This window comes from Nocardia uniformis NBRC 13702 (genome assembly GCF_001613345.1).
GTDB lineage: Bacteria > Actinomycetota > Actinomycetes > Mycobacteriales > Mycobacteriaceae > Nocardia > Nocardia uniformis.
In genome coordinates this window covers 1-14,127 of the sequence record NZ_BDCE01000075.1, presented here as the reverse complement: position 1 = coordinate 14,127, position 14,127 = coordinate 1, and the positions used below count along the sequence as shown (strand labels likewise).

Here is a 14,127-nt window from a genome sequence, read left to right as displayed (position 1 = left end):
CGGTTCAGAGTCGGGCGGGCGTCGCATCGCCCACCTGCTCCCAGGGATAGGGCGGTTCGCCGACACCGGTAATCCGTAGATTGCCCCACGGGTCGCGTTCTTCCAGCCGTGCCGCGGTCGGATGTCGGCCGGGGAGGGTCAGAAAGACCTGGGAGCGGCCCGGATCGGGAAGTTCGTCGCCATTGGTAGCGCAGACGCGGCCGTACCAGTGGTAGCGGCCGTCGATCGGATCCGGATGGCCGCTCAGGGTCACCGCCACCGGTATCTCCGCGCCCGGGGCGTCGAGTAGCGCCGGACCCGAATAGTCGTGTGCGGGTTCGCGATCGGCGGGCACGGTGAGATCGAAATGGCCCGGATCGGGTTGGCGCAGGACGCGCCAGTAGGAGACGCTCGAGCCCGGCCAGGCGGCGCGGTTCACGCCGTGCTCATCGAGATACCAGCTCTCGCAGCCACCGGAATTCCACACGCTACCGGCGAGTTTCGCCTGAATCCGCCGGTTGAACTCGTGCTGGGTACCCGCGCGCACCTCCAGGCGGGTATTGCCGGTGCGGCGCAGCAGTTCCAGGCATTGGCGGATATAGCGGGCCTGTGCCTCGATCATGAAGACGATGGACTGGTTTCCGCCACCGGAATTGGGTCCCATGACGAGGAACAGATTCGGGAAACCGTGTACGGTGACACCGAGGAAGGCCTCCATACCGCCGCGCCAGGCGTCTTGCAGCGAACGGCCGTTCGCGCCGACGAGGTGCTGGTCGGCGAACCGGTCGGCGATCTTGAACCCGGTGCCGTAGACAATCGCGTCGAATTCGCGGGCAACGCCGTCGGCGGTGGTGATTCCGGTGGGGGACAGGTGCGCGATCGGCTCGGTCACCAGGTCGACATTGTCGCGTTGCAGGGTCGGGTAGTAGTCGTCCGATACCAGGATTCGCTTGCAGCCCAGCCGATAGTCCGGCGTGAGCTCGCGCCGCAACCGCGGATCGCGCACCTGGCGGCGCAGGTGCGATCGGGCCAGGAATTCGAAGCGCCGCATGACATCCGGGTTCATGAACGCCACGATCGACGACTCGTACGCCCAGTAGATGGCCCACCGGTAGAGCCGCTGCGAACCCGGGAGGAGCCGGAACATCCGCCGCTCCCACCGCGACAGCGGCCGATCGGGCTTGGGTATCACCCAGTGTGGCGTGCGCTGGAATACCGTCACCCGCGCGGCGTCGCGTGCGACCTCGGGCACGAACTGCACCGCGCTCGCCCCGGTACCGATCACCGCGATGCGTTTACCGGCCGGATCGAACCGGTGATCCCACTGGGCCGAATGAAAGCTGGTGCCGCCGAACGTTTCCCGTCCCGGAAAATCCGGAATCGACGGAACGTGCAGTGGTCCGGCGGCGAGCACCACGGCGCGCGGGCGATATCGCGTCCCATCGGCGGTGCGTACCTCCCACCGGTCGGCGTTCTCGTCGAAATCCAGGGCCGTCACCTCGGATCGCAAGCGCAGCCGATCCCGCAGCCCGTACCGGTCCACCACCCGCTTCAGATAGTCCAGGATCTCCTCCTGGCGGGCGAACATGCGCGTCCAATCCCGATTCGGCTCATACGAGAACGAGTACAGCAGCGACATCACATCGCAGCCGCAACCGGGATAGGTATTCTCCCACCAGGTTCCACCGACCTCGGCGGACTTCTCCAGAATCACGAAGTCACCGATCCCGGCGCGGTGCAGTTCGATGGCGGTACCGAGCCCACCGAATCCCGCACCGATGATCACGACCTCGGGTCCGGCCTGCTCCGGAGACCGGTCACTCATGCCATCAGCCCCCGCCGCCGCCAGATGGCCTTGCCGACAGGGCCGATCAGGCCCTGCTTATCCAGGAACGCCGCCAGGTTCGCGGCACCCGCCCCCAGCATCTGCTTGGCATAGGGGTTCTGACGCGCGATCCGCCGAGCGGCGCGTCCATCCAGGCCCGCCCGCGTATACATGTGCTGGTTGGTAAGCAGATATACGAACAGCGGCGCGGCCACCGCGACACATAAACGGGTGTAGGCGAGTTCGGCCTTCGACATGGTGCCGCGCCGCCGGGCCAGGGCATCGCGCGCGAATCCGATATGCCGCGCCTCCTCGGTGACATGGATGCGCATGGCCCGCGCCACCAGTGGCTGCAATTCGGGATCGTCGAGGGTCCGCCGCTGCACGGCGTCGAAGATCTCCTCGCCGACCAGCGCGCCCACCCACACCATCGACCCGCGCAGGAAGATCTGCAGACTCGAGATGAGCACGCGCCCACCGGCATTCGGCCAGTACGGTCGCGCCTCGATTCGGTCGATGACCTTCCCGAACATCATCATGTGCCGACACTCGTCACCCATCTCGGTGAGTGTGTAGTGCGAATGCCGGGAGGTGGGGTCGCTGTTCATCAGCTCGCGCAGCAGCAGCCGATTGAGCAGATTCTCGAACCAGATTCCCACCGACAGCACATTGGCGAGCTCCTGGCGCGACAGCTCCCGCCGCTGCGCCGGCGTCAGCGACTCCCACAGCTCGGTGCCGAAGAGCGAGATCACCTCCGGCGGCAGGAAGAGTTTCTCCGGATCCAGTGGCGCGTCCCAATCCAGGTCCACCACCGGGTCGTAGGACTTCTTCACCGATCCGGTCAGCAACCGTCGCGCGAAGGAATCCTGCGGGAGAAGTGCGGCCTCATTGCCCATGACAGCTCTCCGACCTCGAAGTTTCTGATACTAGCCGTGACATCCAGGTTAGTGAGACAGCATGTATCAGTCAATGGGGCGGGGGTGATCGTGACCGGCCGGGTATCAGCTCGGACCGACTGTGTGAGACGGGTCGTCTCGGGCAGATTCGAATCGCGCTAAGGTTGGTTGGTGACCAAGACCAGCCCGAATGCGACGCCGCGCGCGGCGGACGGCCGCAGTACCCGCTGGAACGGTCACAAGGCCCGCCGCCGCGCCGATATGCTCGATGCCGCACTGGCCGTGATCGAGCAGAACGGTATCGAGATCTCGGTGCAGCAGATCGCCGACCGGCTGCGCGTCCCACGCCCGGTGGTGTACCGCCACTTCGACGGCCGCGCCGACCTCGACGATCAGATTCGCCGCCACATTCTGGATTCGCTGCTGGCCGAACTACTTCCGCGCCTGCACCCCGACGGCACCCTCCGCGACGCCGTGCGCGGCGCGGTCGGCACCTATGTCGGCTGGGTGGAACGCCACCCCAACCTGCACCGCTTCCTCACCGCCGCCGACCCGCAGGGCGGGTCGTCACAGGCCTTGGCCGGGGCGCGCGATCGCATCGGCGGGCACCTCGCGGACCTGTTCGCCGCCACCCTCACCCGCTTCGGGATCGACCCGAATCGCGCCCGCCCCACCGCCTTCGGAATTATTGGCTTCGTCGACGGTGTGGTGAACAGCTGGCGCGCCGACCCGGCGTTGAATCTCACCTCCGAACAGGTCGAGGGCATCCTCGCCGAATCGGTCCTCGCCCTCATGGAGGGCAATGCGCGCAGCCTCGACGTGCCATTGACCCGCGATACCCTGGTCGCCGATCTGCTCGCCCGCGGCGAACCCCAGCGCACCGGCTGAATTCGGCCGCCACGGCTAGGATTCGGGTTCGCCGGAATCAGGGGAGTAAGCACAGGTATGGATCGACAAGTCTTCGTCGCCGTCATGAACGAGGTCAACGAACTGCTGCGCGATGGTCGCGCGGCCGAGGCGCTGGCCAGGCTGATCGCCTTCGACGACGGGCTCGACACCGCACCGGACCCACAGGATTACGGCTGGATCGTGTCCTACCGTTTCCGGGCCGCGTTCGCGGCCGGGGATTACGAGCAGGCCCTACGGGTCCTGCAATACGGCCCGGCGCGCTATCCGGCCGATATCCCGGTGGGGATGCTCGCCACCCTGTATTCGATGGGCGTGGAGGCGGCCACCAAGCTCGGCCGCGCCGATATCGCGGTCGGAATGGCCGACCGCTGCCTCGAATTGCGTCGCGCACACGGCAGCCGCGAGGAAGTCCTGATGGCCGCCAAGACGGCCTTCGTGCTGCTGCGCGGTATCGAAAGGGCCGATCTCGCGGCCAGATACGCGCAGATCCTCGCCGACGAGGGCGAAACCATGGACGCGCTCCGGACGTCTCCGGACGGCACCGCGACCGCCGTCACGGCAGCGAAGCAGCCGCCCGCCGAACAGTGCGCGCAGGGCGAGGCTGCCGACGCGCTCCTCGCGGCGGGGCGTCCCGCGGAAGCGGCCACGGCCTTCCGCGCACTGCTGGGCACCGCCTTCGCCACCGGCCGCCCCGATCCGCTGATCGCGGCGAAATCGGTACTCGGCCTGATGATGTCGCTCATTTTCGACAATCGGCTCGCTGAAGCGCACGCCATCTGGATCGACGAGGAGTCGCACACCCGGCTCGGCATCCTCGCCCTGGAGAGCGGGCAGGTATCGACCCACGATCTGATCGGCTACGACCTGCTGCAGGCGTATCTGTACTCGCTCGCCGCGACCGACCGTGACCAGGCCGCCCAGGCCGTCGACACGCTCATGGCCCGCTGCGTCGACTACGCCTTCGACCGGGACCGCCGACTCGTACCTCACATGATCAACAACTGGCGGCGGCATGTGCGCGAACTGCACGACGACGCACCGCCGCCGACTGCGCTGCGCGGGGTGGCGGCCGCCGAAACCCATTGGGGGCAGCAGATTCCGCAGGGCCCGCTCTACTGGCCCCGGCCCTATCGATGGGCTGTCGACTGGCTGTGACGGTCAGCCGACCGCGGCCTTGTCCGTCGCGCCCGGCCCGAGCAATCGGGCCAGCAGCGGGAACAGCAGCACCGTCGTCGCTCCCGCCGCCACCAGGATCGACGCCACATCCTGATCGATGAGTTCGGCCGTGGTCGCCACCTCGGTTACCGCGACGATAATCGGCAGTCCGGTCGCCGAATACAGGGCCAGCTGCGCTCGTTCGCGTCCGGAGGTCAGATTCGTGCCGTGCGAGAAGTACTTCTCGGTCACCCACACCGGCACCCCGCGCGCGACCGCGATGGCGAGTACGAACAGCAACCAGCGCAGGGGATTCTCGGCGATCGCGGACGGATCGATACCCATCCCGGAGACCACGAAGAACACCGGAATGAGCAGCCCGAAACCGATTGTGTTCATGTCGGATTCGATCAGCGGATCCTCGTCCTGCACCAGAATCCGCAAAATCATGCCCGCCGCGAACGCGCCCAGTACCACATCGAGTTCGAACACCTCGGCAATGCCCATCAGGGTCAGCAGGAGTAACAGCACCATTCTGACCGGCAACTGCACCGTACTTCCGCCCATATCGATGAGCAGGCGGCGGATATCGGGCACCCGGTCGAGGAGATGCCGGGGCACCACCGCGAACAGTACGGCCGCGATGGCGAACAGCGCCAGGACGACAATGGCGGCCACCGGATTGCGACTCGACAGCAGCACCGACATGGCCAGAATCGGTCCCAGCTCACCGATTGCGCCATGGCGCAGTACCGCCCTACCCAGGGCGCTGTCCAGGAGTCCGGCCTGCTTCAGGATCGGCAGCAGGGTACCCAGCGCGGTGGAGGTCATGGCGATACCGACCGCCACATGCGCGGCGAAACCCACCTGCGGGGCGGCCAGGGCGACCACCAGGGTGGCCAGGGCAAGACTGATCAGCCAGGTGACCCACGCCGTCGGCCCCGACTTGCCCCGCAGGACCCGCGGATCCAGCTCATAGCCCGCCAGCAGGAACAGCATGCCCAGCCCCAGCTGACTGATCAGCTCCACACCGCCCGCGGTCCCGGCGGTGCCGAGGACGTGCGGGCCGAGGAGCACACCGAATCCCAGGAGCAACACCACGTCCGGTACATACCCGCGCAATGCGCGAGCGAGGATTGTCGCGACGACCGTGGCCACCGAGATCTGGAGCAGCGAGATAATTGCCGACGGCGTGGAATCGGCCGCGGCCTCGGCGAGAAGGGCCATCCGGTTATCCTGCCCGGCGGTGCGGGCCGGTCCGGGCAATGACACGGTGACAGATCGCCACACGGTTGCTGATGAACGACCGACGGCCGATCCCGCATCGGGATCGGCCGCCGTGCGACTGACGTCAGGACGCGATTACGCCGGACGGCCGCCGCGTTCGGCAATGGCCTGATAGCTGCGATTCCACAACCACTCCACCGGGCCGCGTTGGAACCGGCGCAGCCACACGTGCGCGAATACCAGCATGAGCCCTGCGGTGACCAGGTAGACCGCGACGGTGAAGGGTACGCGAGCATTACCGGAGACCTGCGCGGCCAACCCGAGGCCCCAGCCGTAGCAGATACTCGACGCCACCACGTTCTGCAGGATGTAGCAGCTCAAGGCCATCCGGCCGACCTCACTGAAGCGGCGGCCGACGAAACCGGGGCGGGGGCGGCGCACATAGAACTCGGCCGCCAGCCCGAGGATACCCAGGGCCACGAAGGGTGCGATGCCGTAGCGGGTAATAATGACCAGTGTCGGATTCACCATGCCGAGCGCCATATCCAGGGGTAGGGCAATGGCGCCGATAATCATGAGCCGCTTACGGATTCGCGCGCCGTTGAGCTCGAATACGCCAGCGTTGAACAGCCGGGCACCGACCAGGAACAGCGCGATGGACATCGGGAAGATGACGATCGTCTCGATTCGGAACAGCAACAGGCTGTCCCAGCGGAACATCACCAGGTCCCAGAACGACCCGTCCGCATAGGGATTGGGATCGAGAGGTTCGGCCGGTGCCGAATCCTGTTGCGGTGCGAAGGCTATCGCCGCCGCGACCAGGGTCATCACGGTGATGTGCAGGCTCGCGGTGATGATCAACCAGCGCCGCTGCGCGCGCGGACTCGTCGCCAGCACATAGGCCACGACCAGGCCGGTGAGCGCATACCCCATGAGCACGTCGAACTCGGTGAACAGCAGGAAGTGCAGCAGACCGTCGAGGAACAGCAGTCCGGCCCGCCACGGATACTTCCCGGGCCACGGTCGCCCGCCCCGGGCCGCCGATCGCTGCTGAATAGCCAGACCGATGCCGAACATAATGGTCAGCAGCCCCAGGAACTTGCCCTGGGCCGCCTGCTGCAGAAACCGCTCCACCCACATCGCCGCCCCGGTCGGCTCGTCGGAGCGTTCGAGGTAACCGATCAGTCCCTCGACATTGGTGAAGATCCAGATATTGGTACCGAGGGTGCCGAGAATGGCGATACCGCGCAGCACGTCGAGCGCGGCCACCCGGGAGGAAACCCGCACGGCGGGAACGGTATTCGCGTCGGCGGTGACGACAGTGGACGAATCGGCGGCCGGAGCGGACTCGGCCGTCGAACGTTGCGCGGGAACCGGTTCGGACATGAGCGAATTCTCTCGCCCGCCCGGCTTCTCGCGCGTCGCCCGCGAGGATGACCGGATATGCGACCTGAGTCGCGGGTATCGGTGATACCGGTGCACCCACCCGCACCCGATCCGGGCAGCCGTCGCCTAGGCTCGACCACATGCAGCGCATTATCGGAATCGAGGTCGAGTACGGCATTTCCACGCCTACGGAGCCGTCGGCCAACCCGATTCTCACGTCCACCCAGGCGGTGCTCGCCTACGCCGCGGCCGAAGGTGTGCCGCGTGCGAAACGCACCCGCTGGGACTACGAGGTGGAATCGCCGTTGCGCGACGCTCGCGGCTTCGACCTGGGCAGGCTCAACGGCCCCGCACCGGTCATCGACGCCGACGAGGTGGGCGCGGCCAATATGATCCTGACGAACGGGGCTCGCCTCTACGTCGACCACGCCCACCCGGAATACTCCGCCCCCGAGGTCACCGACCCCCTGGACGCGGTCATCTGGGACAAGGCCGGTGAGCGGGTCATGGAGGCCGCCGCACGCTACGCCTCCAGCGTGCCGGGCGCGCCCCGGATGCAGCTGTACAAAAACAATATCGACAACAAGGGCGCGTCCTACGGCACCCACGAGAACTACCTGATGAGCCGGGACACCCCGTTCAACCAGATCATTCTCGGTCTCACCCCGTTCTTCGTCTCCCGCCAGGTGATCACCGGCTCCGGCCGCGTCGGTATCGGCCAATCCGGCGATACCGCCGGATTCCAGCTCTCGCAGCGGTCGGACTACATCGAGGTCGAGGTCGGCCTGGAGACCACCCTCAAGCGCGGCATCATCAATACCCGCGACGAACCGCACGCCGACGCCGACAAGTACCGGCGCCTGCACGTCATTATCGGCGACGCCAACCTCTCGGAATGGTCGACCTACCTCAAGGTCGGCGCCAGCGCGCTGGTCCTCGACCTCATCGAGGCGGGCGAGGACCTCTCGGATCTGCAACTGGCCCGCCCGGTCACCGCCGTCCACACCATCAGCCACGATCCGACGCTGCGCGCCACCGTCGCGCTGGCCGACGGCCGCGAACTGACCGGCCTTGCGCTGCAACGCATCTACCTCGATCGGGTGGAAAAGTACAACAGTCGCATCGGAAATGACGATCCGCGCGCCAAGGATGTCATCGAGAAGTGGGCGCACGTCCTCGACCTGCTCGAGCGCGATCCGATGGAAACCGCCGACCTGCTCGACTGGACCGCGAAACTCCGTCTGCTGGAAGGGATGCGCAGCCGCGAGGGCCTGAATTGGGGCGCACCGAAGCTGCACCTCATGGACCTGCAGTACTCGGATGTGCGCCTCGACAAGGGCCTCTACAACCGCCTGGTGGCGCGCGGCTCCATGCAGCGCCTGGTCACCGAACAGCAGGTGGTCGACGCCATGACCAACCCGCCCACCGATACCCGCGCCTACTTCCGCGGTGAGTGCCTGCGCCGCTTCGGCGCCGATATCGCCGCCGCCAGCTGGGATTCGGTGATATTCGATCTGGGCGGCGATTCGCTGGTGCGTATTCCGACGCTGGAACCGCGCCGCGGCACCAAATCACATGTGGGCAAGCTGCTCGACGGCGTCGGCAGCGCCGCCGAACTGGTACAGCAACTCACGCACTGAGGCTCTCCCGGCATATTGCACGGGGGTTGCGGCCGGGGCACATTGCGGGCGAATCCCGCATGATGTCGCCACCGCTGGGTAGTGTTGAGGGACGAGTACGGGTTGGACGCCCGTACTCGCCGATGATCACAGAGGAGGTCGGCTGCTATGGCACAAGAGCAGACCAAACGCGCCGGTGGCGGCGACGAGGACGAGGGCACCGCCGGCGACGGCGGAGCGGGACAGGAACGCCGCGAGAAGCTGGCGGAGGAAACCGACGACCTGCTCGACGAGATCGACGATGTGCTCGAGGAGAACGCGGAAGACTTCGTGCGCGCCTATGTTCAGAAGGGCGGCCAGTGACACCAGGTGACCCCTTGCGTCTCCACACGGGGTACGCCCTCTCCTCCTTCTCCGAATATCTACGAGTCAACGCGCCGCAATTGTTGCCGGACAACAAATTCGGATCCGACGGCCCGCACCCTTCGAAGAGCGGACCGTCGGATATCGCGCCGCACGGCACCACCATCGTCGCGGTTTCCTACCGCGGCGGTGTGCTGATCGCCGGCGACCGGCGGGCCACCCAGGGCAACCTGCTGGCCAGCCGGGACATCGAGAAGGTGTACATCACCGACACCTACTCGGCGGCCGGTATCGCGGGCACCGCGGGCATGGCGATCGAAATGATCCGCCTGTTCGCGGTGGAACTCGAGTACTACGAGAAGATCGAGGGCGTATCGCTCACCTTCGACGGCAAGGCCAACAAGCTGTCGAAGATGGTGCGGGACAATCTGCCGGCGGCAATGCAGGGCCTGGCGGTGGTACCGCTACTCGTGGGTTACGACCCCAGCGCCCTGGATCCCGATAAATCCGGTCGCATCGTGTCCTACGACGTGGTCGGCGGGCGCAGCGAGGAGCGATTCGGCTACACCGCCGTCGGCTCCGGTTCGCTGTTCGCCAAATCGTCGCTGAAGAAGACCTACCACCGCGGACTGGACCAGGATCGGGCATTGCGGATCGCGGTCGAATCGCTCTTCGACGCGGCCGACGACGACACCGCCACCGGCGGCCCCGACACCATGCGGGGGATCTATCCGACCGCCATCACCATCGACGCCGACGGCTCGGTGGAAGTGGCCGAGGACCGGCTGAAGAGCATTACGCGAACGATAGTGGATGAACGCGGCGCGGCTGCGGAAGGGAGCGGCGAAGCATGACACTGCCGTACTACGCGTCGGCCGAACAGATCATGCGCGACAAGACCGAACTTGCGCGCAAGGGCATCGCACGCGGCCGCAGTGTCGTGGTGCTGGTGTACGACAAAGGTGTGATGTTCGTCGCCGAGAACCCCTCGGCGACGCTACACAAGGTGAGTGAGCTGTACGACCGCATCGGCTTCGCCGCGGTCGGCAAGTACAACGAGTTCGAGAACCTGCGTCGCGGCGGGATTCTGCAGGCCGATCTACGCGGCTACCAGTACGACCGACGCGATGTGACCGGCCGGGCGCTGGCGAATATGTACGCCTCCTCGCTCGGCAGCATCTTCACCGATCAGCTCAAACCCTTCGAGGTGGAGATCTGCATCGGTGAGGTCGGCTACCCGGAACAGGATCCGGACGCGGTGCTGTACCGCATCAATTTCGACGGCTCCATTGTCGACGAACGGGAATACGTGGTGATGGGCGGCAATACCGAACCCATCGTCACGGCCCTGAAGGAGACCTACCAACCCGGGCTGGACCTGCACGCGGCAGTCGGTGTCGCATTGCAGGCACTGCAAAAAGGCGCGCCGGAAGCCGATAAGGACAAGAAACCGGTGGCCGTCGCCTCCCTCGAGGTAGCAACCCTCGAGCAGGCCCGCCCCCGAAGGGCCTTCCGCCGCATCTCCGGCTCCGCACTGGAACAACTGATCACCGGCAAGATCCCCAATGCGAAATCCGCCGCGGCGGCGGATAAGCCGGGATCGGGCGACCCCTCCGGGGAGTAGCGAATTCACCAGAATCCGGCCGTGAGCCCACCGCTCACGGCCGGATTTCCCATTCCGTGCCAAACGTTCGTACAACGACCGGGAAGTTGTGGCGCACCGCGTGTTTCGCGGCAGTGCGTGCAAGCCGAATGGCCGCGTGCCCGCTTTGCACTCTGGCTAGCAGAGTGCAAAGGGGACTTGCTTTGTGCCTGGTAACCGGCGGTGTCGCGTTGCACACCGTGCTAAATCGTTGCCAAGACGTTTGCATTGGGATTGTCCGAGCGCCCATTTCGAGCAGTTCATGGCTGTAATGTCGATACTGTGCAGCGACGAATAATGGGGATCGAGACCGAATTCGGGGTGACGTGCACGTTCCACGGTCACCGTCGGTTGAGTCCTGACGAGGTGGCCCGGTACCTATTCCGCCGGGTGGTTTCTTGGGGGCGGAGCTCGAACGTGTTCCTCCGCAACGGGGCTCGGCTCTACCTTGATGTCGGTTCCCATCCAGAGTACGCGACGGCCGAATGCGACAGCCTGGTGCAGTTGGTCACCCATGATCGGGCGGGGGAGCGGGTCCTGGAGGATCTGCTCATCGACGCCGAGCAACGGCTGGCCGAGGAGGGTATCGGCGGGGATATCTACCTGTTCAAGAACAACACCGATTCGGCGGGCAACTCCTACGGCTGCCACGAGAACTTCCTCGTGGTGCGTGCCGGTGAGTTCTCCCGGATCTCCGATGTGCTGCTGCCGTTCCTGGTGACCCGCCAGCTCATCTGCGGTGCGGGCAAGGTGCTGCAGACGCCGAAGGCCGCCACCTTCTGCCTATCGCAGCGTGCCGAGCACATCTGGGAGGGCGTCTCCTCGGCGACCACCCGGTCGCGGCCCATTATCAATACCCGCGACGAGCCGCACGCCGATGCCGAGAAGTACCGGCGGCTGCATGTCATTGTCGGCGACTCGAATATGGCCGAGCCGACCACCATGCTCAAGGTGGGTACGGCCTCGCTGGTCCTCGAGATGATCGAGGCGGGCGTCTCCTTCCGAGACTTCGCACTGGACAATCCGATTCGCGCCATCCGCGAGGTCTCCCACGATCTCACCGGTAAGCGACCGGTCCGGTTGGCGGGCGGTCGGCAGGCCAGCGCCCTCGATATTCAGCGCGAGTACTACGCCCGCGCCGTCGAGCATCTGCGCAATCGCGATCGCGATCCGCAGGTCGACGCGGTGGTGGATCTGTGGGGTCGCACCCTCGATGCCGTCGAGGCGCAGGATTTCGCCAAGGTCGATACCGAGATCGACTGGGTGATCAAGCGCAAGCTGTTCCAGCGCTACCAGGACCGCTACAGCATGGAGCTGTCCGATCCGAAGATCGCCCAGCTGGATCTGGCCTATCACGACATCAAGCGCGGTCGTGGCGTCTTCGACCTGCTGCAGCGCAAAGGGTTGGCCAAGCGGATCACCGAGGACGACGCGGTCGACGCCGCGGTCACCACACCGCCGCAGACCACCCGCGCCAAACTGCGCGGCGATTTCATTACCGCCGCCCAGGAAGCGGGTCGCGACTTCACGGTCGACTGGGTGCACCTCAAGCTCAATGACCAGGCACAGCGCACGGTGCTCTGCAAGGACCCGTTCCGCTCGGTCGACGAGCGAGTCGATCGGCTCATCGCCTCCATGTAGCGCTTGGCGAAGTTCGCGGCGAGGCCGGGTTCCGACGGGAACCCGGCCTCCGTCGTCATCGGACGGGCTGGTGGGGTGCTGCATGGTCACTGGACGGGCTGGTGGGGTGCTGCGTCGCCACTGGACGGGCTGGTGGGGTGCTGCATGGTCACTGGACGGGCTGATGGGGCGCTGCGTCGCCACTGGCCTGGGTGGCGGGGCATTGCGTCGTCACCGGACCGGCCGGTGGGCAACCCCCCGTCATCCCGGCATGCTTTTGGCCGGGATCCACCGTGTCGGCGGCTGGAGCGGTGGCTTCCGGCCAAAAGCGCGCCGGAATGACGAGGGGGTATGCGACCGGTCATGGTGAGAGGGGTTGTCGAGCCTGGACGGGGCGGCTCGCCAGATGTGTGATGGGCCCGTCTGGTCGTGGTCCACCCGGACCACGACCGGGGCCATGCCCACCCCCTCGAGCCGGGTCGTGCTACGCGCGTGGTGCGCGCACACTACTCTCTATCGGGTGGCGATATCCAAGGTCGAGCGGTTGATGAATCTGGTTATCGCGCTGCTGTCGACGCGACAGTTCCTGACCGCTGAGCGGATTGGGGACAGTGTCGCGGGATACGAGGAGTCCGCGAGCGATGAGGCGTTCAGCCGAATGTTCGAGCGGGACAAGAACGAGCTGCGCGATCTGGGGATTCCGCTGGAAATCGGTCCGGTCGGACGGTTTTCCAGTGTGGAGGGTTACCGCATCAACCGGGACGCCTACGAACTGCCCGATATCGATCTGACCAGTGCGGAGGCGGCCGCCGTCGCGGTGGCGGTGCAGCTGTGGGAGTCTCCCGAGCTGGCCAATGCCGTGGAGGGCGCATTGCTGAAACTGCGCGCGGCCGGTGTGCACGTGGAACCGGAGAACGGGGTGGCCTCGGTACCCGCGGTCCCGGCTCGCACCCGCGGTTCCGAACCGGTGCTCGGCAAGCTCCTCGCGGCCATCGACGCCGGTCAGGCGGTGCGTTTCCCACATCGGACGTCGGGGGACGAGTACACCGAGCGTGATGTGCAGCCGTGGGGTGTGGTGACCCACCATGGCCGCTGGTACCTGGTCGGCCACGATAACGCCCGCAATGCCATGCGCACCTTCCGTATCTCCCGGATCGGCGACAGGGTGGTCGCGTACGGGCCGGTCAATGCCGTACACAAGCCCGATGATGTGGATCTTCGCGCGGTCGTGACCACTGTGACCGGCCAGCTGCCGATCACCGGTTCGGCCACGGTGTGGGTGGCGAAGGGTCGCGGTCAGGAGATCCGGCGACTCGGCGCGATCATGGAGGACCGCGAACTCGGCGGTCGGTCCGGTTCCATTGTCGAAGTACCTATTCGTTCCCGGGACTGGCTGGCCCGGCTCCTTACCGGACTCGGCCCGGACGCGCTGGTGCTGGCTCCGGAAGACTTGCGGGACAATGTGATCGGCCGCCTCCGGTCGGTGCTGGAGCAGACGGAGGTCTC

At 66.1% G+C, this 14,127-nt stretch carries 12 protein-coding genes; 8 read left to right on the top strand and 4 right to left on the bottom strand.

Features of this window, described 5'->3' with window-relative positions; translation table 11 throughout:
- Nucleotides 1–4 precede the first annotated feature (4 nt).
- Together NU1_RS28400 and NU1_RS28395 are read right to left on the bottom strand one after the other, a co-directional pair.
- Nucleotides 5–1,804, bottom strand: a complete 1,800-nt coding sequence (locus NU1_RS28400) for an FAD-dependent oxidoreductase (RefSeq protein WP_067526197.1) — start codon at nucleotides 1,802–1,804, stop codon at nucleotides 5–7.
- Nucleotides 1,801–2,700: an AurF N-oxygenase family protein gene (locus tag NU1_RS28395; RefSeq protein WP_067526195.1), complete on the bottom strand. Its 900-nt coding sequence runs from the start codon at nucleotides 2,698–2,700 to the stop codon at nucleotides 1,801–1,803. Before NU1_RS28395 ends, NU1_RS28400 begins: the two co-directional genes overlap by 4 nt.
- A 171-nt stretch (nucleotides 2,701–2,871) precedes the next feature.
- Here NU1_RS28395 and NU1_RS28390 point away from each other — a divergent pair, with 171 nt between their 5' ends.
- Both NU1_RS28390 and NU1_RS28385 read left to right on the top strand, forming a co-directional pair.
- Nucleotides 2,872–3,588 carry a TetR/AcrR family transcriptional regulator gene (locus NU1_RS28390; protein WP_067526193.1) on the top strand — a complete coding sequence of 239 codons (717 nt, stop codon included), beginning with the start codon at nucleotides 2,872–2,874 and terminating at the stop codon, nucleotides 3,586–3,588.
- Nucleotides 3,589–3,645: 57 nt separating this feature from the next.
- A complete protein-coding gene (locus tag NU1_RS28385; protein WP_067526191.1) occupies nucleotides 3,646–4,764 on the top strand; it encodes a tetratricopeptide repeat protein in 1,119 nt (372 codons plus the stop codon).
- A 3-nt stretch (nucleotides 4,765–4,767) separates the two neighbouring features.
- Here the strand turns inward: NU1_RS28385 and NU1_RS28380 are convergent, their stop codons facing one another.
- Together NU1_RS28380 and NU1_RS28375 are read right to left on the bottom strand one after the other, a co-directional pair.
- Complete coding sequence (locus NU1_RS28380; RefSeq protein WP_067526401.1) at nucleotides 4,768–5,991, bottom strand: cation:proton antiporter; 1,224 nt, start codon at nucleotides 5,989–5,991, stop codon at nucleotides 4,768–4,770.
- 135 nt (nucleotides 5,992–6,126) lie between these two features.
- Nucleotides 6,127–7,377, bottom strand: coding sequence for a DUF418 domain-containing protein (locus NU1_RS28375; protein WP_084521876.1), 1,251 nt, complete (start codon nucleotides 7,375–7,377; stop codon nucleotides 6,127–6,129).
- 140 nt (nucleotides 7,378–7,517) lie between these two features.
- On the opposite strand from NU1_RS28375, the gene dop reads away from it, so the two are divergent.
- The 6 genes from dop to NU1_RS28345 all read left to right on the top strand — a co-directional run.
- A complete protein-coding gene (gene dop, locus NU1_RS28370; RefSeq protein ID WP_067526189.1) occupies nucleotides 7,518–9,017 on the top strand; it encodes a depupylase/deamidase Dop in 1,500 nt (499 codons plus the stop codon).
- A 147-nt stretch (nucleotides 9,018–9,164) separates the two neighbouring features.
- Entirely contained in the window at nucleotides 9,165–9,359 is a 195-nt protein-coding gene (locus NU1_RS28365) for a ubiquitin-like protein Pup (protein ID WP_067526187.1), read from the top strand.
- Complete coding sequence (gene prcB / locus NU1_RS28360; RefSeq protein WP_067526185.1) at nucleotides 9,356–10,213, top strand: proteasome subunit beta; 858 nt, start codon at nucleotides 9,356–9,358, stop codon at nucleotides 10,211–10,213. The genes NU1_RS28365 and prcB overlap by 4 nt, the downstream gene beginning before the upstream one ends.
- Nucleotides 10,210–10,983 (top strand): proteasome subunit alpha, encoded by a 774-nt coding sequence (prcA, locus tag NU1_RS28355; RefSeq protein ID WP_067526183.1) that lies wholly within the window; start codon nucleotides 10,210–10,212, stop codon nucleotides 10,981–10,983. The genes prcB and prcA overlap by 4 nt, the downstream gene beginning before the upstream one ends.
- A 300-nt stretch (nucleotides 10,984–11,283) precedes the next feature.
- On the top strand, nucleotides 11,284–12,642 hold the full coding sequence (pafA, locus tag NU1_RS28350; RefSeq protein WP_218027861.1) for a Pup--protein ligase: 1,359 nt from the start codon (nucleotides 11,284–11,286) through the stop codon (nucleotides 12,640–12,642).
- 499 nt (nucleotides 12,643–13,141) lie between these two features.
- A partial coding sequence (locus tag NU1_RS28345) for a helix-turn-helix transcriptional regulator (protein ID WP_067526397.1) occupies nucleotides 13,142–14,127 on the top strand: 986 nt, incomplete at its 3' end.